Raw genomic sequence first — 22,295 nt, 5'->3', positions numbered from 1 at the left:
CTAATGTAGATGCCTGTAGCATACCTAAAACTCTGTCAACCTTAAACAATCTACTAAGGCTGATATCACGTAGTAGAACCCTAGGCGGGGAAGCACCGCAAACGAGACTGACTTGCAAGGTTACAGAAAATCAGGTCAATTGATCGCAAACTCTGTAAACTGGCGCATATAAGGAGAGTGAAACGCTAAAACAATATCTTCTTTTGGTACACCCAATTCTAGGAGTTGCGTTGCAATTCCAACCTCTGTTCCATCATGCTGAATCCAGATTTTGCCGTCTTTGATGTCAAGATGCAGGCTGCACCCATGTATTCGACGATTTCCACGCCAACCTGTATGCAACAAGAGGTAATGCTCTCGCTCTGTATCTAAGATAGCCTGCGTTTCAATGTTCTCTTGTGATACACCCCTTTTTGCTCGTTCTAAAATTAATTGTTGAATGATTTGACGATATTGCTCTACAGCCATTGAACAATCACCTCCTGTGTTTCATCGTAAACCAGTAAACGAATACGAGTTCTTATAATCACTGACTGTATAAAACGACGCTGAAAAAATGAGTTATAAATTGACTCAGGCACTGCAAGATAAAGTTGGCGATCAGGTTCAAATTCTTCGAGAGCAAATTGATAATTGATAAATTGCCCAAGGGCGGTGTGGAATTCTGATACACTTGATCTCCCGATAAAACTCTTAATTTCAACTGCAATTTTTTCACCTGCTCGTTCAGCAGCTAACATTTCTGCTGCCAAATCTATTTCAAAGTCTACATCCCCAACACTTATCTCGTAAGGATCGGCAGTAATTATCCACCTTTCTTTCTCTAACGCTATCTTAACTGCATCGTGAAAGCGATCCTTAGCCATTTAGCTGTTTGTGATACTTAAGTTGTATCTCAATTTTATCTTTCAAATTCACGGTAATATTACTAATAATAACAACACTAATCATGGCGATTATCCCAACGATGCACGAGTAGTAGGGAGTGTGGGGCGCTAGCTAGCTGCTCAAGTCGCTCGGCAATCCAAACTTTTATGATTGATTGTCGGGTTACGCCTATGCGTGCAGCCTCTTGATCAAGTGCTTCAATCATCCATGTGGGAAAATCAACGTTTACTCGTCGTTGCTCATAAGCTGGACGATGAATCGTGTTCAGATCAAGGTATGCGGTGATGTCCTCATTTGCATCAAATTTTTGATCAAACTCTGGAGCATTCATATAGTTTTACCTCCTCACTTGCTCTACATACTGAAATAATGCGCACCCGCTCTAATCTATATGTATTTATACGCAATTAAACCAATGCATCTCCACCGTCTATTAGCACAGTAGCTCCTGTCATAAAACCGTTGCCCATTAAAAATAAAACTGCACCGCCTCAATTTCCTCTGGTTTTCCAAGCTTAACAGGAAGTTTTTGGGCGATCGCTTTCACCACCTCTGCACGTTGATCGCCAAATATTCTATCGAGCATTTCTGTATCAACAACACCTGCACAAACTGTATTGACTCGTATAGGCGCTAACTCAACTGCTAAATTTCGCGCAACTGCTTCAATTCCTGCATTCGCGGCTCCTGCTACTGCTAAGCCAGGATAACCGCGTCGCCCAGCTAAACCCGAAATAAAGGTAATTGAGCCATCAGAACGCATTTGAAAGATGCTGTGTTTCACAACATGGAAGGCTCCCCAAATTTTACTATCCAAGGTAGGACGCAGTTTTTCGATGGTAGTTTCTGATAAGGTCGCCGTAGTAGCATCTTGAGCAGAAATGAACAAATGATCGAAAGTTCCAATTTCAGCAAATGCTTGAGTAACTGCGGTTTCATCCATGATATCTGTTGCGATCGCTCTGATATTTTGCCCAATTAAACTTTTTGCTTGTTCGAGCTTTGTTAATGAACGCCCTAAAATAATGACCCTTGCCTCTTCAGCATGAGCTAGTTTCGCCACAGCTAACCCAATTCCCGAACCGCCACCAACGACAACGATAACTTGATTTGATAATCGTCCCATCACTTAGGATTTTGTAGGGTGAAATAATTATACTGCGATCGCTAGAGACGGCTTGGTACAAAGCTATTTTTGAGAAGATCGAGCAATGCAAATCCAGCCGGAGTTAGTAACGCGTCTGCGAGTATAGCAACATTAATCGTCCGAAAAAAGGGTACTGGAAGACTAAAAACTTGTACCCCTTCTGGAATTGGTTCAGCAGCAAGGCGAGGACTAATCGCAGTTCCTAATCCTTGTGCAACCATGTTAACTATTGTGGTATCAGAGCGAATTTTATACGTTGCCTGTAGTGTTACACCATATTTAGCACAATGAGCGTACATCATCGTATCGCAGTCACAGCCGTCGGGAGGCACAATCAAAGGATAAACTTTTAAGTCTTCCCAACTCGGCTGAGTGGATTTTGGCTCAAAGCTGGGAGGAAATAGTACGACAAATTCATCATGCATCAATTCCCAAGTTTCAAATTCATGGCTTGTTGGTAAATACGTAATCCCAATATCAGCACGCCCTTTGCGTAAATCATCTTCTACATTCGCGCGATCGTCGTACTCTGCGATACTCACCGCGATCGCCGGATAGCGCTGACAAAATTGCGCAATAATTTTTGGTAAAATATGCGTTCCGGCACTGCGAAATGCTGAGATTCGTACTAAACCGCCTTGTAAACCTTTAGCTAAGTTTGCTTGTTTAACAATATCCTCCATTAAGTACAAAACCTGACGCGCGCGATCGACAATTTGCTCGCCTACAAAAGTCAGATGTGCGCCATAACGCCCTCGTGTAAACAGTAAAATGCCTAGTTCTTCTTCTAAAGTCGCGATCGCATAACTTACTGCTGATTGTGACATTTGCATCTGCAAAGCAGCCTCACTAAAACTACCACAATCGGCGACTGCGATTAAAACTTGCAGTTGAGACAGCTTGAGTTGGCTTTGGTAGTCAAAACCCATAACGAATACATCAGCACTATCTGTATTGTCGCAAAAATACAAAAATCATCTATCAAATTTACTGATAGACGTGATTCAATTTCTGATTTGTTTGTTGCTCAATCGAAGCAATAAAGTCATGTTCAGATATTAGTTAGATTCTACTATCTTTAGCACAAGAAACTTAGGGTTTACACGATGAATTTAGTCGATTGGCAAAAATCTCAACGAAGGAAAATGAACGAAAATCAACTCGATAAATGTACTCAACAAGGTTTTCGATTCAGGCTACACAGCGTTTGGCAAGTGCTACGCAAATATTTTCTCATATCATCAGAACTGCAAGTTTGGTCTATTTGCGATCGCCAAGGTAATATTTGGTGGAGTGCTTACGATCCAATCACCAAACGTGGAATTTACCATGTTTCCCAAGAACAAATTTTAGCTTGGATTGAAGGGCGAGATCGCTATTAAACCGAAAATAATTGCTCGACTGATAAAGTAATCGCTGGAAATGCTAGGGGAGATACTATCCCAGATTTAATATCTTGTCGTGATTGATACTCGTTGCTTTGGGGATTGCGAAATACAATTAGCTGTAGCGCAGTGAGATCTAATATCCAATACTCTTGAATTCCTGCTGCTGCATATATAGGCTGCTTCTGTTTTAAGACTTTGGTTAAACTTGAATTAGATATCTCTACCACCAGATAGATGTCATTAGCTCCAGGGTGACGCTTTCGGTAATCGCTCCAAGAACCCCGTACAATGGCAATATCTGGCTCTGGTTCTGAAGTTTCAAGTGTAATGGGGCGGGATTCGCGAACCAAGGCTTGACGATTGAGGCGATCGCGGAAATAATCAGCTAAGCTTCCTCCACAAAACGCGTGTATTGGTGCTTCTGGTGTCATTTCGTAAATTTTTCCCGCCAACAATTCAACGCGGCGATCGTCTAAAATACCCGATGCAATCATCCGGTGATAATCGTCTACTGTCCACTTTGCCAATGTTTCCATAGTAACTGAGTGAAAATCGACTCAATTTAAAGGCTGGTAATGGGTAATTGGTGCGTAGGTATATAGTATCAATTTTTGATTTTCTATTATTTAATTTAAACCAATGTTGTTGGGCGATAATTTTTAGTTAAATTTCATTACCCATTACCAATTACCGATTACCACTCACAGATAAAATTAAGCAAACGCTGAAAATCCTAAATCGGGTGGAATATCTTGTAATCTACCTTGTCCAACTGCTTGCACCGCACTTTTGAGCGAAATATCTCCAGTGTATAATGCACGACCAACAATTGCACCGATGACCCCCAACGGTTCGAGAGCCAGCAAACTCAATAAATCTGTAACCGAACTGACACCGCCAGAAGCAATTACCGGAATCGAAATTTCTGTTGCGAGTTCTCTCAGCGCTTCTAAATTAGGTCCTGATAGCGTACCATCACGGTGAATATCAGTATAAATGATTGCAGCAGCACCCAATTCTTGCATCTGCGTTGCAAGTTGCGTTGCTAACACTTCTGATGTTTCTAGCCAACCGCGTGTTGCAACTTTACCATTGCGCGCATCAATTCCAACAACGATTTGCCCAGGAAACTCTTGACATAAGTCGGCGACTAATTGCGGTTGTTCAACAGCAACGGTTCCTAAAATCACGCGCTGTACGCCTAAGTCTAATAACTGTGCAACGCTAGTGGAATCGCGTAATCCTCCGCCAACTTGAATTGGTACGGATACCGCCGCAGTAATCGCCTCAATCGCAGCTAGATTGACAACCTTACCTTGCTTCGCGCCATCGAGATCGACAACGTGCAATCGCGTTGCGCCTTGTTCTACCCATTGCTGCGCTACGTCTGCGGGATTATCGTTGAAGACTTGCGATCGCGCATAATCTCCTTGATATAACCGCACGCATTTCCCTGCAAGTAAATCTATCGCTGGTATAACTTCCATAAGGGTAACTGGTAATTCGCTGTGATTAACTTTTCGCTTCTCTTTCTTTGATGGCTTGTCGGAAGCCTAGCACGACCAAAATATTCGATAGCGTCAAGAAAAATTCTGCACCTCCGTGTAACCAATCAACATTTGCTAATGATTCACCATAGTGAACTTGAGCATAAATTCCAGCAGGAATGGTGACACCAACAAATACTAATGTGCAGTAAAAGCCAATTAATGCTAAACGTGGCATTTGCGGAGTCCGCGTGAGAAACCATAAAAAACCCAAGTAAGGAAACAACGATAACGCAAATAGCGTTTCTTTGGAAGGGTGTATAAGGAACGAGACATCTTGAATCATAGTTTCGGCTTTTGGCTAACACTGAAATGAAGAGGACTCAGAGATCAGAAATTGGAGAATTCCTACAGTTAAAACTACGAGATTTGAGCTTGTAGACATTTTTGATTGTCTCCTTAGGTTTTAGTTCTTTCCTATATCCCTGACCCCTGACCCCTGACCTCTGACCTCTCCTTCGGTTGTAGAACGCCAAATCAACCACGCAGCAATTAACAGTGTGAAATTTCCAACAACTGTCATTGTCGCTTGCAGCGTCACTAGCCACTCTAGCGACTCAGCATTATCAAAAAAATGCCACGTACAAGCACACATCGCACTCACAAGTGCGGGTAACATCGCAACAGATAAAGCCCACCAGCTACGATTACGAGTGACTTCACCATATGTCCAGATTAACCAAATTGCGGCAATCCATTCAATCACACTAGAAACGTGAATAATCCAAGTTGGAATTGAGAGGGCGTGCATAATGAGGGATCAGGGGTCGGAGGTCAGGGTGAAGAAATAGATACTTCAGTGCTTTATTATGCTACTACTTTGAATTTTTTGAGGGATGACAATCTCGGATAGAGTTTTTGTTAAGTTATCTGAGGTAATGACGTGAGGAAGATGCGAGTTGTTTTGTGTGGCTATTATGGTAAAGGCAACGGTGGCGATGAGGCTTTGCTTGCAACCTTATTGCAAATGCTACCAAACCATGTGACGCCAATCGTACTTTCGGGTAATCCACAACAGACGCGCGATCGCTATCACGTTGAAGCGTGCGATCGCTTGAATTTATTCAGCGTACTCCAAACTTTGCGCAAATCAGATGCGTTCGTTTGGGGTGGTGGAAGTTTGCTGCAAGATGTCACGAGTGCGATTAGCCCGTTGTACTACGGCGGATTAATGATTCTAGCGCAACAGCTTGGATTGAAAACGATCGCTTGGGCGCAGGGAATTGGCCCATTAAAGCGCAATACGACAATGAAGCTAGCACGGCGAGCTTTTGGCAAGTGTACCGCAGTGAGTGTCCGCGATCAGGGCAGTGCGGCGTTATTATCAGAATGGGGAATTCCGTGTACTCTCGCCCCCGATCCAGTGTGGGCGTTAGAATCTGCGCCCGTACCAGGGTTATGGGATTTACCTGCGCCGAGAGTCGCGGTAACTTTGCGATCGCATCCCCAACTAACTGCAACTCGCCTTGATAATTTCACGCGGGCGTTGATTGATTTTCAAAAAGCAACGCAAACTTGTATTCTGCTTGTGCCATTTCAGCAAAGTCAAGATTTGGCGATCGCCGAAGCTGTTGCATCAAAACTTCCTGGTGTTCATAAAGTTCTTTGTCTTGAAGATCCTCAAGCTTTAAAAGGGCTTTTTCGCGGTGTCGAAATGGCGATCGGAATGCGTCTCCACAGTCTAATTATGGCTGCGGCGGAGGGGTGTCGGTGTTTTGCTTTGAGTTACGATCCTAAAGTCAGTAAATTGATGATAGAACTTGATTTGCCAGGATGGAATTTAACTGAAATTCCAGAAGAACATTATGTAATTTGCAATACATTGCTCGAATGTTATGCCAACGGCAATTTTCTCACTCCAGATCAAATACACTCTTTAATAGATCGCGCTTTGATGCATCAAGATTTTCTTCACCAAGTTTTATCTTCCTAATTCACTCAAGTACTTAATGCGCAATACAAATTAGCATATATCGAGAGTTCAAGTTTTTCTAAAAGTAGTATTTCGCCTATAATCTATATTTAGGTAGATATTATAATATGTTTAATAGATAAAATTTGCTCAAGAGAAACTATTCTTATTGACTTCTGTGATTTTTAGAAATTACAGATAATTTAAGAGTGAACACGCAGTATTAATAAGTTAACTTGCAAATCATATTTATTAGCTCTGCGCATCAAGGTAATCTTTCAAAACAATAGTTATAAATTAAGAAAGCACTTTTTCAAATGGCTATCGTTACCTCAATTTGTAAATTGATGTACCGTGTTTGTTGACTCAAATGTTATTTGTGATTGACGTAACTCCTGGTCGTTTCTGAAAGTTACGGTTTCGCTTTATTACGGCTGGCTTGTTAATGATTTATACCGGATACATTGGGCAATACTTTGAAATTACCAACACAGGTTGGTTTCTTTTTTGGGGGGCGGTAAGCACAGTTTTCTATGTTTATATTCTCTACATGGTAGGAAATTTAATTTTCAAATCGCGCGAGAATTTACCTCACCAAGCCTATAAAACTATGGGTACTATTTGGTGTTTAATCTTAATTTCTTGGACGCTTTATCCACTAGCATACTTAGTTCCTTGGGCTTGGAAAGCATTTCCTGCTTGGGGGCATGGACATCTGTAATGCGACAGTTTCTCTATACAATGGCAGACATCTTTTCTAAAGTTATTTATGGCGTCTTGCTATCAAGTGTGGCACAAGCCCGTAGTGCCGCAGAAGGATATGAACCCGCAATTCAAGTTCAAATCGATGGTGGTGCTGCTAGTAGAGAATATATTGAACGAAATGCTCATCGCGAGTCAAGTACAGTTGAGTAAAATTAATAACACATAATATGAGCTACACCACCTAAGACAAATATGGCTGTGGAAATTGAGAGCAGCGATCGCCTGAAGGATTACTCTTTGCAGCGTCAAAACATCAGCACATTAAACGTATTTTGTAAAGCGAGGAGATTCGCTAGTTGAGCATTTTCTTAGTCCTAATAGGGCTAGATTTTTTCCTAAAAATTCTTGGCGAAGAGGGTTAGTAAAAGTTAAAATACGGGAACACTTAACCAGGGTGCTGATTAATTAAGTCATTCTAGAGAATGCACGACTGTGCGATCGCTAAGTTATTGCAGATGTAGCGATTTTTATCTCTTTCCCCATGAATCAGTTCATTCACAGTTAAGGCAGTGTAAAGCCATTTTATGCGCACGAGTGAGCAAATCAAAGCTGAAATTGAGGAAAAACTAGGATTTTTCCCTCCCTTCTTCAAGCCTGCACAACAGAATCCTAAGATCTTAGAAAACCTTTGGCAGCAAACTTGCAGCACCTATCTTGATAATCCTTTACCAACTTTATTTAAAGAAAAGCTTTTTGCCTACCTCTCGCGTTATTGTCGCGTTCCCTACTGTATTGTGTGCCATAGCTGCTCGTTGTACGCATTAGGAATAAACGCCACAGAAGTCTTAGCGTTGCTCGAATCACCGCTTCCTTTAGCAGAAATCGAGATCAATAGTCATTTTCGAGTGCTTGCCAATGCAACAGATAACTTAATAAGCTTGTCTTTAAATTCGGCGATCGAAGCCAGCCTCATTTATTGTTCAGCGTTCGTTTTTCTCGGAAAAGATGTTTCGGGATACTACCAAACTAAGTTGGGACAAATATTAGGATCTGAAAATTATCAATACTTAGTTATATTAATTGCCTACATCAAAACTTGTCATGCGTGGATGGAAGCGCACCCTAAAGTTGCCTATGAATACGCAGCCGACAAGCGAGTCCAAGACTATCTTGCGCTACTCTTAAACGAAGAACCGAATTTAGCAGGCTTCTTTGGGCAATACCAAGTACAAGTTCGATGCGAATCGCAAAATCAATTAGAACATCTTGCTGACATTGCTAAACGCAATCAAGACAAAGCAATGTTACGCGTTAAGGCGATTGAAGTTGCTAACCAAGAACTGAAAAGCGAAATTGTCGATTATAAACAGGCGCTTGATGCGTTAGCAAAAACAAAAGAGGCGCTGCGAGAAAGTGAAGAACGCTTTCGGAGTGCGTTTGACTATGCAGCCATTGGCATGGCACTAGTAGCACCCAATGGAACATGGCTAAAAGTTAATCGTGCCATATGCGAGATTGTCGGTTATTCCGAGCAAGAATTATTGGCAACTAACTTTCAAGCAATTACGCATCCAGAGGATCTTGGGGTCGATTTGCATTACGCGCGTCAATTGTTATCAGGCGAGATTCGCACTTGTCAGCTAGAAAAGCGCTATTTTCACAAGCTAGGGCATATTGTCTGGATACTTTTAAGCGTCTCGTTAGTACGCGATTCGCACGGCGATCCGTTATACTTCATTGCGCAAATTCAGGATATTACAGCGCGTAAACAGGCAGTAGATGCGCTGCGAGAAAGTGAAGAACGTTGGCAGCTGGCTTTGCGTGGAAACAATGATGGCATCTGGGATTGGAATGTCAAAACGAATCAAGCTTTCTTTTCGGCGCGGTGGAAAGAAATGTTAGGCTACAAAGAGCATGAAATTGCGGATCATTTAGATGAATGGACATCTCGCGCGCATCCTGACGATATTGACTGGGTAAAACAAGTAATTCAAGACCATTTTGCCAAAAAAACACCTTTTTATATCTCTGAGCATCGCGTACTGTGCAAAGATGGCACTTACAAATGGATTTTAGATCGCGGTCAAGCATTGTGGGACGAAGCAGGTAAGCCAGTACGCATGGTTGGCTCATTTACAGACATTACCCACCGCAAGCAAGCAGAAGCAGCTTTACAGCAAGCAAACGCGCAACTTAAGGCTTCGGTGGATTATCTGGAACAACGTAACCGCGAGATTGCGCTATTTGCAGAAATGAGTGATATTTTTCAAGCGTGTCTTACCGTTGAGGAAGCTTGTCGCGCGATCGCTACTCTTATGCCGCAGCTATTTCCCAAAATAACGGGTGCTGTGTTTTTGAATAATGCACCACAAAATTTGTTTACAGCGGTGACAACGTGGGGTTCAGTCTCCCTAACTAGTCATAACTTCTTTGCACCGGATGATTGTTGGGCACTACGGCGCGGGCGATCGCATTTTGTTGACGATACCTGTAGCGGTTTACACTGCCAACATATTAATTACAACTTATTGCCTGCTGAATCACTCTGCATACCAATGATGGCGCAAGGTGAAGCACTAGGGATGCTGTATTTAAGTTCGCCAGAATCTGGGCAACTAACACAAGTCAAGCAACAGCTGGCGATCGCCGTAGCAGAACGAATTTCACTTTCTTTAGCAAACGTCAAACTCCGCGAAACGCTGCGCGATCAAAGTGTTCGCGATCCCTTAACCGAGTTATTTAATCGTCGTTACATGGTAGAGTCGCTCGAATTAGAACTTTATCGCTGCGATCGCCAACAGCAACCACTAGCAATTATCATGCTTGATATTGACTACTTCAAGCGCTTCAATGACACGTTTGGTCATAAAGCTGGCGACCTTGTTTTACAAAAATTAGCGCAAGTTTTGCAAAATTCGATTCGTCAATCAGATATTGCTTGCCGTTATGGCGGTGAAGAATTTACGCTAATTTTACCTGAAACAACTCCAGAGGTGGCGTATCAGCGCGCAGAGCAACTCCGGCAAGAAGTTAAGCAGTTGAAAGTGCAGCACGATCGCCAACTCCTTGGTGAAATTACTCTTTCGTTAGGAATTGCGTGCTTTCCCGAACATGGTTCTACTCCAGAAGAACTCTTACGCGCTGCGGATACAGCACTATACCGTGCTAAAACTGAGGCACGCGATCGCGTTGCTTTTGTACGATCGTAACCCTTGTTAAATCGTAATGATATGTAATGACTCAAACCTGAGGTAGCTCATATATACTATTTACAAAACTATTGAAGTTGAGTTCATTAGTAAAATTTAATACTTATTTAATCAATATCCAAAATGGTAACAAGCTGGAATTATCGTTGCAGCTTAGTAACGGCTAGTAGTGCGATCGCCGTGAGTTTTATGACTACAGCTTTTAATTGCGCTTTAGCCCAAATTACACCAGACAATACCCTAGGGACAGAAAGTTCTATCATTACACCGAATACAGAAATTAATGGTATACCTAGCACTCAAATCAATGGCGGTGCAATTCACGGACAAAATCTGTTCCACAGTTTCCAACAGTTCAATATTGCTCCACAAACAGGAGCATATTTTAGCAATCCTGCGGGTGTTGAGAATATCTTCAGCCGCGTAACGGGAGGTGTACCTTCAAATATACAAGGAACACTCGGTGTTTTGGGCAATGCGAATCTCTTCTTGATTAACCCCAACGGAATTATTTTTGGACCCTCCTCAAGGCTTGATATAAGTGGTTCTTTGATCGCTAGTACAGCCAGTAGTCTTAACTTCGCCGATGGTACTTCTTTCAGTGCAACTACTCCTCAGACAACTCCCTTGCTAACAATGAGCGTTCCTATTGGCTTGCAATTCGGCACACAGATAGGCAGTATCGTGCTACAAGGAATCGGTGGAAATTTGGGTTATCTCCAGAATCAGGGACTTGGTGAAGTAAAACCCGACAAAACTTTAGCCCTAGTGGGAGGTGACATTACACTTAATAGAACTTACTTAGGAGCACCAAGCGGACGAATTGAGCTAGGAAGCGTAGCTGAACCAGGTTTGGTCAACTTAAAGCCTGCAACTAATGGTTGGTCATTAGGCTATGAAGGCATTCAACACTTTGGCAAGATTCAGATGACGCGTTCTTTTGTTGATGCCAGTATTTATGAACCTCGTATCGGCACACGCGTACATGATGATCCGCGCGCAATTGCCATCACAGCAGATCTGTTAGACCTTCATTGGCGTTCTTCTACTGTTGCAACTAATTTTCATGCAATTGCGCAAAGCGCAGCGCCAGAGACGATCGCGCCTACTTTATCAACTTCGCTTGTAGAAGCGACTCAATGGATGACCAACAATGGTGAAGTCATTCTCGTTGCGACTGCACCAACAAGTCTTACTTACAATCAATTTACCACTGCTTCCTGCCATGTCCGCTAAATACTCTACGAAAATACTTTGGGCTGCATTAACTCCTTTAGTTATGTTGAGCGCCTCTGCACTTCCTGCGATAGCTGTAGTGAATCAAACGCAACTATCAGTCACAGCAGATACCAACGCAATACAACTGATGCAACAGGGAATTAATTTCTACCAAGCTGAAAAATATAGCGCAGCAGTAAAAGTTTTACAACAAGCTGTTGCAGTATTTCGTAGTGAAGGCGATCGCCGCCATCAAGCCCAAGCACTCAATTATCTTGCGCTGGTTTATCAAGAACTCGGACAGTGGACACTTGCAACATCTGCGATCGCAGACAGCTTACAACTTTTGCAAACGCAGCACAATGGGCAATATTTACCTGTACTCGCCCAAGCCTTGAATACTCAAGGACACTTGCAACTTGCACAAGGACAAGCCCAAAAAGCTTTAGAAACTTGGCAACAAGCAACAACAACTTACGATAAGATTGGCGATCGCGCAGGGAGTATCGGTAGCCAAATTAATCAAATCCAAGCGCTTAAAGCCTTAGGTCTTTATCGCCGTGCTTTGACAAACTTAAATTCTGTTAAACAAACACTGCAACAACAACCAGATTCTTTAATTAAAACAACGGGTTTACGGAGTTTAGGTAACGTTTTACGTGTAATTGGCGATCTACCGCAGTCTGAAACCGTTTTACGCGAAAGTTTAGCCGTCGCGCAAAAAGTGCGATCGCCTCAACACGAAAGCGCGGCTTTACTCAGCCTCGCTAATACTCTACGCGCCCAACAAAATCTGCAAAACGCCCTTGTTTACTATCAACAAGCCGCTAGCGTTACAAATTCTTCTAGCCAAAAGCTCCAAGCGCGACTTAATCAACTGAGTCTATTAGTAGAAACGCAGCAATTGTCAGATGCTCAAGCTTTATTGCCAGCAATTCAGACTTTAATAACCAACATACCTACTAGTCGTATCGCAGTCAATAGCCGGATCAATTTGGCGCAAAGCCTCATTTGTTTGAAGCAACACAAACAAAGACAAACACAAGTACAATCTTCCCCAATTGTGCAGCAGTGTGTGGATGAAACAGTGGGAGTAAAAGCCCAAGCGGAATTATCTTCACTACCTTCTTGGTCAGACATTGGGCAGCTTCTAGCAACTGCTGTACAACAAGCCAGAACTTTACAAGACCAACGTGCTGAAGCACAAGCCCTCGGTTATTTAGGAGCATTATATCAACAAACACAGCAGTGGTCTGAAGCGCAAAAACTTACTGAGCAAGCGTTGTTACTCGCGCAAACAATTAATGCTTCAGATATTGCCTATCGTTGGCAATGGCAATTAGGTCGCTTACTCAATGCTACAGGCAAAACGCAACAAGCGATCGCATCTTATACCGATGCCGTCAGTAGCCTTAAGTCTTTGCGTAACGACTTGGTTGGAATTAACCCAGAGTTGCAATTTTCGTTTCGTGATAGTGTCGAACCTGTGTATCGCGAGTTAGTGAGTTTATTATTACAATCACCATCCGCAACAAGTCAAAAGAATCTCGTGCAAGCAAGAGATACAATCGAAGCGCTGCAAGTTGCTGAAATTGAAAACTTCTTTCGCACGGCGTGTTTAGATACTCAGCCAGTCCAAATTGATCAAGTCGATTCTTCTGCGGCGGTGATTTATCCGATTATTTTAGGCGATCGCTTAGAAGTTATCGTCTCACTCCCCAAACAACCGCTACGCCACTACACTACGCCCATTAGCGCAAACCGCGTCGAAAGTATTGTTGAAGGATTGCGTCAAACCGTATTTACGCAAACATCGCGCCGGTATTTACCTTTTGCGGCTGAAGTTTACAATTGGTTAATTCGCCCAGTAGCTACGGATTTAGAAAAAAGTGGCGTGAAAACGATCGTATTTATTTTAGATGGGGCGATGCGGAATATCCCAATGGGAGTATTGTATGACGGTCAACAGTATTTGGTCGAAAAATACAGCATTGCCCTTACACCAGGCTTACAACTCCTCGATCCGCAACCACTCGCGCGAGAAAGACTCAAAGCCCTCACCGCAGGACTTACCGAAGCCCGCGAAAGCTTTGCGGCGCTTCCTAATGTCAAATTAGAACTCGAACAAATTCAATCCGAAGTACCGAGTCGCGTTCTCCTCAATCAGGAATTTACAACAAATACACTACAAAACGAAGTTCAATCTTCTCCTGTACCAGTGGTACATTTAGCAACTCACGGACAGTTTAGTTCTAAAGCTGAAGAAACATTTATTCTTAGCTGGGATAGCGAAATTGATGTCAATGAGTTAAATACTATTTTGCGTACGAGAGGAGATAATCGGCGAAATGCGATTGAATTACTTGTTTTAAGTGCGTGTGAAACCGTTGCCGGAGATAAACGCGCAGCGTTAGGGCTTGCGGGTATGGCTGTACGTGCTGGCGCTCGTAGTACACTAGCAACACTTTGGTCTGTGAGTGATGTTGCAACAGCTTCGCTCATGGGACAATTTTACAAAGAGTATGCTAACACAAGTGTCACGAAAGCCGAGGCACTACGTCGCGCGCAACAAAATTTATTAAAAGATCCCAAATACGAACATCCCTACTTCTGGGCAGCGTATGTTTTAGTAGGTAATTGGTTGTAAGATGGAAATGATGGACAATTAACATAAATCGCTTGGCGACTAAAGTTGTAGCTAGTCAGACAAAAACCACCTCCGTGGTCTAATACACTAAAAATTCTGGTAGAGTGTGCGCAGCAGCACATTTAGTCTGTAGGCGTTTCAAAACCTGAGGATCTCTCTTTCATAGCCTTCTGGAGTCGGTTCGATTTCCCAGACAATTCCTTCGCCAGGTTCAAGTGCAACTTCGACAAATAGTTGTTCAACGGCTGTTGTCGCCGTATCTTCATTGTTCTCAAAATCTTGTAAATCCTCGGTTAGCAATCTTAATTTGACGCCTTCAGGAATTAAGGCACCCATAGAAGTATTGCGTAATTCAAAGCGCCATTGTTCCGAATCTTGTTGCGTTATGCGTAACTCGTATTGTTGTCCTGCAATGACAAGTTGACGAGATAATGCTACAGATGCAGGTGTACTTTCTAGAGAACGCGATCGCGCCAAACTCGGTTGCAGTTCGACTTGTTGCCAACCAATTTGTTGCGCCACATCAGAAATTCCCGATCGCAACCACTGTAAAATTGACCATTGATCCGGTAATCCTTGACGGCGTTCGTACAAGCGCTGTCGCCATCCACCATGCGCCAGGATTGCTCCCCAAATGGTAAAGGGAATCTCTAGTCGCGGTATGATAATTTCAGGATTGCCCAAACGCTGAATTAAATTTTCTGCTTGGGTTTGCGGTATTGCTAAAGGTGCAATCGCGCTTTTTGTTGCTTCGGTAATGCCGAGTTGCTGCGCAACCCAGAGAATATTGATGTCTGCAATGAGTTCATCTTCATCTAAGCTGTAAGTGCGATCGCTTGCATCATAATGTCCGTTTGTTTTGAGTTGCTGGTGTGTTGTGTATCCCCATATGCGCATCCAACCATCATCAAGATTAACTTGCACTCCCAAGTAATAATCTGCTGTCCATTCTGGGATATCAATCCATTCTTGCGGTACGCGTAATTCTGCTGTATCAATCGTTTCGCTAGGAATCAGTACTATTTTTGTTGTTTCCCAGACAATGGCGACACCGTTGACAAATTCCCAAATACTTGCTAAAGCTGCCTGATGAGGATATACTTTTGCTTGCGGGGCATATTCGGTTCGCAACCACGATAAAAAAGTATTGAGCGTAATGCAATTTAAAGTAGCGTTCCAACGACTACTAGGAGTGGAATAATTCTGATATTGCCAAGCTTGAGACCGGTCGTCAGGAGAGATTTCGAGCCATAATTGAGTAGGGTTAGCCGCTGTGAGCAGCGAATCAAATGTCATAATCGGTTACTCCCTTGGAGATTTCAGGTCAGCTAATGTCGCAGAGGTATCCTCCACGCCCGCTGCCATATCAGTTTGGCTATAGTGACCTTGTAGCCACTCGTCTAGAACTGCGCTGATATCTTTTAGTACGTCGGAAGTTAGCGAAATATGCAAATCTTTACACCATTGTGCTAGTGCTTTTAGCAATTCTTCTCGACATTTTGTCAACCGCCGCGAAATCGTATATTGTTTAATATCAAGCTGTGCAGCCATTTGCTGTTGCGTTAGCGCTTCACCGTAGTAAAGTTGCAATATCTGTTGTGCTTGCATATCGAGTTGAGCGATCGCAGCTACTAACACCTCACTAATTTGCTTTTGCTGCGTCTGTCTACTTTCTATTTCTTCTTGCGTAATGATATTTGTGAGTAAAGATTCGCCTTGCAATTCGGGTAAATTATCTAACCATTCTCCTGTATCTTGTCCTGGTTTAGGAGTATTAATCGAAGCAACAGTAGGATAAAGATAAGAACGCGCAGCTTTGGCACACGCTAGCATCCATTGTTCTAGTGTTTCTGCTTGACGGACGGGTGTACCAGGATTTTGCGAATTGTACAACTTAGCGATCGCGTCCCACGTTGCCGAATCAGGTTTTGCAAGTTGTCGCGTTGCACCTGCTTGTGTCGGAACATAAATCGTTTTGAAGCAATTCCACGCTAGCAGGTAACTGGTAACTTTTTCTGGCGATATTCCTGCATTTTGCAATGCGGCTTCTAGTCGTTTATGACTCAGTTTGCGCAGTAAACTCCAATCGGTACAAATATCGACTTCTTGACGCTGGCGGAGGGTTTCTTTGATTGTGCTAGTGAAAATAGCACCCGCGTAGTTTTTCAGGTTAAAGCCTTGCTGCGAGTTGAAGCCTTGAAGGATTTTATCAACTTTGGCGATCGCAATTTGAAAACAATCAGCTACCGTATGTTGACTACTCGTAAAATTCGTTACAATGCTTTGCGCTGCCCAATAACCAGCTTCTTGCAAGTAAGCGTACAGATGCCCAAATGCTTGACTTTCAGGTTGTGCTAGCCATAGTTTATACCAATAAAGCGCCCAGAAGTTTTCCTTGGTTGTGGCGTGCGGCGATTGGGCTAAAGAATTTTGCATATTCCGTCGCAGCTTAGGATCAGTCGCCCAATTGGTAAAGCGATCGGCATTGAACTGAATAAAAGACGAGAAAATCTCAACAATATCTTGACGAGAACGCATGAAGCAGCTACTGACACAACAGCCAGGAACAGAGTTTGTAGTCGAGATAATTATACTTATATCTTCTCACGAACTGCTGTTGCTGAATGAACCGAGTCAAAAACACGCTGTTCTATCAAACTGCATAAATTAACAAAGCCAACTCTATTAAGTATCAGTAGCGGTTCAAACCTAAATTAACTAACCCATTGAATACTTAAGAGTAACTACTATGGCAGACATTCACGGCACAGTTTGGAGTGACAACGGTATTTTTAGCTTATACGGAACCCTAGAAAACGATTATGTAAATGGATACGAGGGGGACGACTATTTAGATGGTTGGTTTGGCAATGACACGATGTATGGCGGGTACGGCTACGACACGCTAGTTGGGGGTGAGGGTGATGATTATCTCGATGGCAGTCCTTCTTTCGACTATGACTGGAGTAATGACTATCTCGATGGCGGTTACGGTAATGACTACTTAATCGGCGGACATGGCTACGACACCCTCTACGGTGGTGATGGCAATGATAATCTCAACGGGATGGGTGGTAACGACACCATGTATGGTGGCTATGGCTATGACACCCTCTACGGTGGTGATGGCGATGACTATATAAATGGTGGCAATTCTTGGGATTACGATTGGAGTAGCGATTATATAGACGGTGGCAATGGTAACGATTACGCCGTCGGTGGTTCTGGTTATGACACGCTTTATGGTAGTGCTGGTAACGACACTCTGCTAGGTATGGCAGCTAGTGACTATATATCAGGTGATAGTGGTTACGACTACTTAAACGGTTACGGTTATACCGAATACGAATACGATACTCTCACAGGCGGTACAGAAGCTGATACTTTTGTCTTAGGCGATTACTGGAGTACTTATTATCAAGGCGGTAGTTATGCCACAATTACAGATTTCGCTTATTGGGAAGGAGATAAAATTCAACTATCGGCTTATGATGCAGCTAGCTACTCACTAGGCTACGCAGACTACGCAGGTTCAACAGCCACAGATACTTTAATTTACTATGGTTCTGATGTCATTGGTGTTGTTCAAGATACCACTAGCCCCAGCTTTAGTTTAGGTGACTTCACTTTTGCCTAAGAAATACTAAAAATCATCTGTTTCCTGAATTACTTGAACTATACATCGTAAAGAATCTAGGAATTTAAAGCCTGTAAGTGCAGGCTTTTTTGCTGGCAATTATTCTCTGATTAAACCTCCTGCATGAATTTTAGACGCCTGGCGACTGAAGTCGCGGCTTGACAAATGAAGTGTGCCTACACACACTTTCAGCAATTTTATTAATAAGTCCACATTTTTGAACTTTATTTATCTAGTAGTGAATTTATTCAACCAGTATTCTGCATAAAACAACAAAACCGAACCTATTAAGTGAGTGAAGGCATTTTTAAAAAACACCAATTCGCTATGCTACTAAACAAGTTTACTGCTTCACTTCTGTCTGTTTCGCTAGTTACTGCTGCATTTACCGTTGCTCCCAACTCCGCAAGTGCTAGAGAAAATAAAATTGATCAACTCCTCATTCAACACGGCTTGAATCCTACTAAATGTGGTCCTGGAGTTGTAGCAGTATGGGTAAACTTGAATCAACAAGCCTGTGCAGTACCTAATGCACAATATCCTGCTGGCACGTATAGATTAACAAATGATTTTCAAATTGCTGTTATCAGTACTCCACAGCCAAACAATCAAGCAACGCCTGCTACTAACGCTCATCCCACAATCAATGTTTTTAATGTTGGCACTCCTGGGAATTACTCCTCTACACCAAACTACCCAAACACTCCTGGCGGGTATCCACCAACCATGACAACTCCCTCAGTTGTTTTCACTAGCAATCCCAGCTAGCCTGTTTCTCCTGTGATTAGCGCGCAGATTAACGCTTCTTTAGCTGCTAAAGGTTTAAGTTTAACTTCGTGCAGTGCTAATCCTGGCGTCGTCATGATGATGGATCAGTATATGGCGTGTGCTTATCCCACATCTATATATCCACCAGGAAGATATAGCTTGGCATTCTAGGTTTTGGTGGTTGCGTGCGATCGCAGAAGCTGAATCAGTTGCAACCGCAGCTACACTAAACTTTACCTGCGAAGACAGGTTTATGAAGACAATACTGATTTTCTGTTAAGTCTGCGCAGGCAGACTTCGTTTGTCAAGCCGCGACTTCAGTCGCCAGGCTTTGTATGAAGTAGACGTTAAACAAAAGGATGATTTATGGCAATACGTCATGTCGCTAGCAAAATTTCAGCCGTAATCTTTAGCTTCTTAGCAATGTCTGCACCAGCATTAAGTCAAACTCTACAACCTACGCTTATCCCTATTCAGTCTAGTGACGGACAGTCGTTAATCAACTCGTTCCCCAATGGGGTTTCAACTTAGTTCCCTGTACTACGGGAGTAGCATCAATTACTTATGGTGCAGAAAAAGCCTGTGTAACGCCGACACAACAATTACCCGCAGGTGAGTATGCTTACGAACCAACGACCAATCAAGTCACTCCACTAAATTCTCACACTGTCGCTACTTCCAAGTTTACCTTTACAAGTGTGCTGGACTACAGCAATTGCTTAGAGACGATTTTGCAACTATATCAAGGTACCTTAAATCCTCAACAACAGAACGGTTGCATAGCGCAAAGCAATCAACAACTATCACAATCGCAAGCTTTGGAATTAATCTCAGGGGCAAACTTCTACGCAACCAATATGCTAGAGCGTAAACTGTATCCGCCTCGCGGTCAACGCCGCCGAGTCGCCCAGATATTTCAGTTTATCTACGAAATTGATGCAAGTGATGCAGAAATGCAGAAGCTAGCAACACAAAGTTCCAATAATTCACTGATTGATATATCAAAGTGAGGCTAAGAGTATGTAGTTACATAATTTATTCGAGTAAATAATAGAGTTGCCCAACATTATTTTTAGAGGAAGTGATGCATTGTGTAAATCGCAGTTTACACTATTTAATACTAAAATAAATATGTTTATATTTAAAAATCTTTCGTTCGGAATCTTTGAAAAAAAATATTTATATAAGTTACCTTTTTTAATATTTTCTTAATCAGCCAAGTCCCCTAATTACTAACTTTCTATAACTTTTTATAATTGCCAATTTTTTCGAGGTATTGTTTAATTACCTCTCAGAGAAGTTTACGTATGCTTAGTGTCTTTATGGCTTTATGGAGTACAAGCACAGATAATATACTAGAAAGCTTAAATGCTTGCAAAACAAGTAGTATCATGGTTTAGTTCAAACACACCTTGATTAGCTCAAATTAGTAAGTTTATATAAATAATTATCGGTTTTAATAATTTGTAAACTGTAGAAATTTATAAAATTATTGCGGCTTAAGGCACAGCCAAATGTTTACATTATCCTTGTAGTATCAGCTTTGTAGACTGCTTAGTAGCTTTTAATTTGTGCGAATCATTTAAACTTTAAAAAGCTAATTTTTCAGATATATATATTAGGAGATAAAATTATGGTTTATGCAAAACTATCTAGTTGGTGGGGTAGTGGTATACGTTCAGGCAGTGCAGTCTCTAATGAACACTACGATTACAAGATTCCGGTTCAATCGTTAGAAGATCAAGATGGAGTTGATGAGCCAGTTTTCGACATCACAAACTATGTAACCTCAGGTATACCTATTATAATTAATAACAACCCAGGAAACAATCTTGATAAGGATGTTCCGCCGGATAGTACTGACACCATACTACTTCAAATTCAAGGTGGAGATGTTGGGTTTACATTAGAAACCTATACATTTAAAGAGAATCAATTTAATGGAAAGCCTATACCTGTCGGTGGAAGTTATCAAACAAACATTGAGCTAAAGGCTAATAGTAGTATTAAAACAGCGCTCATTGTTATTGAGGACAACAACGGACCTCTACCAATTAGTGGTACTGATGCTAGTAACATCTTAAATGGTACTGACGCTAAAAACCTGATCTACGCTAAAAAAGGCAATGATACTGTCTATGGCAAAGGTGGCAATGACACACTATATGGTGAAGCTGGTGCAGACACGCTATATGGTGGCTTAGGGAACGATCAACTCTATGGCGGTTCTGGCAATGACAAATTAAATGGTGATAACGGTAATGACTTACTATACGGCTTAGATAATAACGACTCCCTTAATGGTGGAATAGGTAAAGACACCCTATTTGGTGGAAACGGCAAAGATACTTTAGTAGGGGGTGATGGTGATGATTTACTTAAAGGAGAGTATGGTGACGATCTCTTGATAGGTGGCTTGGGTAATGATTACCTAGATGGTGGTGATGGCAATGACAAAATGGATGGTGGTGCTGGTAATGACACTTACATTGTAAATAGCATTAACGATACTGTTATTGAATACCAAAAAAGTGGTGTAGATAAAGTTATTTCTTCTATCAGCTATGCATTAGGAACCTATGTAGACCACCTAGAATTGACAGGCTATAACGAGGCTACAAATCAGTACGCTGATCTTGATGGTTATGGCAATGAAATGGCTAATAAGATTGAAGGCAATGGAGGCAGTAACTACATTTATGGATACGGTGGTAATGACTTCCTTAGCGGATTCAGTGGCGACGACTACCTGAGTGGCGGTGATGGCAGCGATCGCTTAGAAGGTGCATCTGGTTATGATACGCTTGTCGGTGGTACAGGTGCAGATACCTTTGTTTTTAACTCTCGTTTTGAAGAAGGAATTGATATCATCCAGGATTTCAACTACATAGAAGGTGATACCGTTGAAGTCTCTGCAAGTGGTTTTGGAATCGTGCCAGGAGCAAATCAGTACGACAATTTTTCCTTCGATAATTCCACTGGCGCTCTGTCTTATAATGGTACTCAATTCGCATCAATCCAGTTAGGCTCAGGCTTTGTTATTAGTTTAGATATTACTATTGTCTAGCAATAACTTGTTATAGCAATTGAAGAGATGCTGAGGACATGGTTTGACACTCCCCGTTCGCGCGTTGATAGTTGACAGTGAACAAAGTCTTCCCACACTCTGTTCACTGTCAACTGATCTCTGACCCCTGCTATATATACGCTTTTGCTCAAGCTAAAAAAA

At 42.2% G+C, this 22,295-nt stretch carries 23 protein-coding genes; 12 read left to right on the top strand and 11 right to left on the bottom strand.

The genetic code is table 11. The features are described from left to right. Positions 1–135: 135 nt before the first annotated feature. From GLO7428_RS20640 to GLO7428_RS20620, 5 genes are all read right to left on the bottom strand, one after another. A complete protein-coding gene (locus GLO7428_RS20640; RefSeq protein WP_015190527.1) occupies positions 136–468 on the bottom strand; it encodes a XisI protein in 333 nt (110 codons plus the stop codon). Next, positions 459–866, bottom strand: a complete 408-nt coding sequence (locus GLO7428_RS20635) for a XisH family protein (protein ID WP_015190526.1) — start codon at positions 864–866, stop codon at positions 459–461. The genes GLO7428_RS20640 and GLO7428_RS20635 overlap by 10 nt, the downstream gene beginning before the upstream one ends. Before the next feature lie 77 nt (positions 867–943). Continuing rightward, on the bottom strand, positions 944–1,219 hold the full coding sequence (gene brnA / locus GLO7428_RS20630; RefSeq protein ID WP_015190525.1) for a type II toxin-antitoxin system BrnA family antitoxin: 276 nt from the start codon (positions 1,217–1,219) through the stop codon (positions 944–946). Between the two features lie 138 nt (positions 1,220–1,357). Then, a complete protein-coding gene (locus GLO7428_RS20625) occupies positions 1,358–2,014 on the bottom strand; it encodes an SDR family oxidoreductase (RefSeq protein ID WP_015190524.1) in 657 nt (218 codons plus the stop codon). Positions 2,015–2,055: 41 nt separating this feature from the next. Continuing rightward, the gene (locus GLO7428_RS20620) at positions 2,056–2,964 is read right to left on the bottom strand and encodes a LysR family transcriptional regulator (RefSeq protein ID WP_015190523.1); all 909 of its coding nucleotides are present in this window, start codon (positions 2,962–2,964) and stop codon (positions 2,056–2,058) included. A gap of 177 nt (positions 2,965–3,141) precedes the next feature. Here GLO7428_RS20620 and GLO7428_RS20615 point away from each other — a divergent pair, with 177 nt between their 5' ends. Further along, positions 3,142–3,417 carry a hypothetical protein gene (locus GLO7428_RS20615; protein ID WP_015190522.1) on the top strand — a complete coding sequence of 92 codons (276 nt, stop codon included), beginning with the start codon at positions 3,142–3,144 and terminating at the stop codon, positions 3,415–3,417. On the opposite strand, the gene GLO7428_RS20610 is transcribed toward GLO7428_RS20615, so the two are convergent. The 4 genes from GLO7428_RS20610 to GLO7428_RS20595 all read right to left on the bottom strand — a co-directional run bounded on the left by GLO7428_RS20610 (position 3,414) and on the right by GLO7428_RS20595 (position 5,721). Continuing rightward, complete coding sequence (locus GLO7428_RS20610) at positions 3,414–3,959, bottom strand: Uma2 family endonuclease (RefSeq protein WP_015190521.1); 546 nt, start codon at positions 3,957–3,959, stop codon at positions 3,414–3,416. The genes GLO7428_RS20615 and GLO7428_RS20610 overlap by 4 nt on opposite strands. 177 nt (positions 3,960–4,136) lie before the next feature. Next, positions 4,137–4,910 (bottom strand): 1-(5-phosphoribosyl)-5-[(5-phosphoribosylamino)methylideneamino]imidazole-4-carboxamide isomerase, encoded by a 774-nt coding sequence (gene hisA, locus GLO7428_RS20605; RefSeq protein WP_015190520.1) that lies wholly within the window; start codon positions 4,908–4,910, stop codon positions 4,137–4,139. Between the two features lie 25 nt (positions 4,911–4,935). Next, positions 4,936–5,256, bottom strand: a complete 321-nt coding sequence (locus GLO7428_RS20600) for a DUF3593 domain-containing protein (protein WP_015190519.1) — start codon at positions 5,254–5,256, stop codon at positions 4,936–4,938. A 120-nt stretch (positions 5,257–5,376) separates the two neighbouring features. Then, positions 5,377–5,721 carry a DUF2499 domain-containing protein gene (locus tag GLO7428_RS20595; RefSeq protein ID WP_015190518.1) on the bottom strand — a complete coding sequence of 115 codons (345 nt, stop codon included), beginning with the start codon at positions 5,719–5,721 and terminating at the stop codon, positions 5,377–5,379. A 141-nt stretch (positions 5,722–5,862) separates the two neighbouring features. Between GLO7428_RS20595 and csaB the strand changes: the two genes are divergently transcribed. The 6 genes from csaB to GLO7428_RS20570 all read left to right on the top strand — a co-directional run bounded on the left by csaB (position 5,863) and on the right by GLO7428_RS20570 (position 14,661). Then, positions 5,863–6,903, top strand: a complete 1,041-nt coding sequence (gene csaB, locus GLO7428_RS20590) for a polysaccharide pyruvyl transferase CsaB (RefSeq protein WP_015190517.1) — start codon at positions 5,863–5,865, stop codon at positions 6,901–6,903. Positions 6,904–7,309: 406 nt separating this feature from the next. Beyond that, the gene (locus tag GLO7428_RS26240) at positions 7,310–7,603 is read left to right on the top strand and encodes a bacteriorhodopsin (protein WP_255348398.1); all 294 of its coding nucleotides are present in this window, start codon (positions 7,310–7,312) and stop codon (positions 7,601–7,603) included. Then, positions 7,603–7,797, top strand: a complete 195-nt coding sequence (locus GLO7428_RS26235) for a hypothetical protein (RefSeq protein WP_051038469.1) — start codon at positions 7,603–7,605, stop codon at positions 7,795–7,797. Before GLO7428_RS26240 ends, GLO7428_RS26235 begins: the two co-directional genes overlap by 1 nt. Before the next feature lie 374 nt (positions 7,798–8,171). Then, the gene (locus tag GLO7428_RS20580; protein ID WP_015190516.1) at positions 8,172–10,796 is read left to right on the top strand and encodes a diguanylate cyclase; all 2,625 of its coding nucleotides are present in this window, start codon (positions 8,172–8,174) and stop codon (positions 10,794–10,796) included. Positions 10,797–10,919: 123 nt separating this feature from the next. Then, positions 10,920–12,032 (top strand): filamentous hemagglutinin N-terminal domain-containing protein, encoded by a 1,113-nt coding sequence (locus GLO7428_RS20575; RefSeq protein WP_015190515.1) that lies wholly within the window; start codon positions 10,920–10,922, stop codon positions 12,030–12,032. After that, positions 11,950–14,661, top strand: a complete 2,712-nt coding sequence (locus GLO7428_RS20570) for a CHAT domain-containing protein (RefSeq protein ID WP_155823820.1) — start codon at positions 11,950–11,952, stop codon at positions 14,659–14,661. Before GLO7428_RS20575 ends, GLO7428_RS20570 begins: the two co-directional genes overlap by 83 nt. Positions 14,662–14,799: 138 nt before the next feature. Here the strand turns inward: GLO7428_RS20570 and GLO7428_RS20565 are convergent, their stop codons facing one another. Beyond that, a complete protein-coding gene (locus GLO7428_RS20565) occupies positions 14,800–15,957 on the bottom strand; it encodes a DUF1822 family protein (protein WP_015190513.1) in 1,158 nt (385 codons plus the stop codon). 6 nt (positions 15,958–15,963) lie between these two features. After that, entirely contained in the window at positions 15,964–17,199 is a 1,236-nt protein-coding gene (locus GLO7428_RS20560) for a sigma-70 family RNA polymerase sigma factor (RefSeq protein ID WP_015190512.1), read from the bottom strand. 211 nt (positions 17,200–17,410) lie between these two features. Here GLO7428_RS20560 and GLO7428_RS20555 point away from each other — a divergent pair, with 211 nt between their 5' ends. From GLO7428_RS20555 to GLO7428_RS20540, 5 genes are all read left to right on the top strand, one after another. Then, positions 17,411–18,298, top strand: coding sequence for a calcium-binding protein (locus GLO7428_RS20555; protein ID WP_015190511.1), 888 nt, complete (start codon positions 17,411–17,413; stop codon positions 18,296–18,298). Between the two features lie 327 nt (positions 18,299–18,625). Further along, positions 18,626–19,066, top strand: coding sequence for a hypothetical protein (locus tag GLO7428_RS20550; protein ID WP_015190510.1), 441 nt, complete (start codon positions 18,626–18,628; stop codon positions 19,064–19,066). Between the two features lie 12 nt (positions 19,067–19,078). Next, on the top strand, positions 19,079–19,237 hold the full coding sequence (locus GLO7428_RS28635) for a hypothetical protein (protein ID WP_196797406.1): 159 nt from the start codon (positions 19,079–19,081) through the stop codon (positions 19,235–19,237). Between the two features lie 560 nt (positions 19,238–19,797). After that, entirely contained in the window at positions 19,798–20,076 is a 279-nt protein-coding gene (locus GLO7428_RS20545; protein ID WP_155823817.1) for a hypothetical protein, read from the top strand. 623 nt (positions 20,077–20,699) lie between these two features. Next, entirely contained in the window at positions 20,700–22,133 is a 1,434-nt protein-coding gene (locus GLO7428_RS20540; protein WP_015190506.1) for a calcium-binding protein, read from the top strand. Positions 22,134–22,295: the final 162 nt, after the last annotated feature.

This window comes from Gloeocapsa sp. PCC 7428 (genome assembly GCF_000317555.1).
Classification (GTDB): domain Bacteria; phylum Cyanobacteriota; class Cyanobacteriia; order Cyanobacteriales; family Chroococcidiopsidaceae; genus Chroogloeocystis.
Note: the sequence above shows the minus strand (reverse complement) of the source record. Positions and strands in the feature narration are given on the sequence as shown.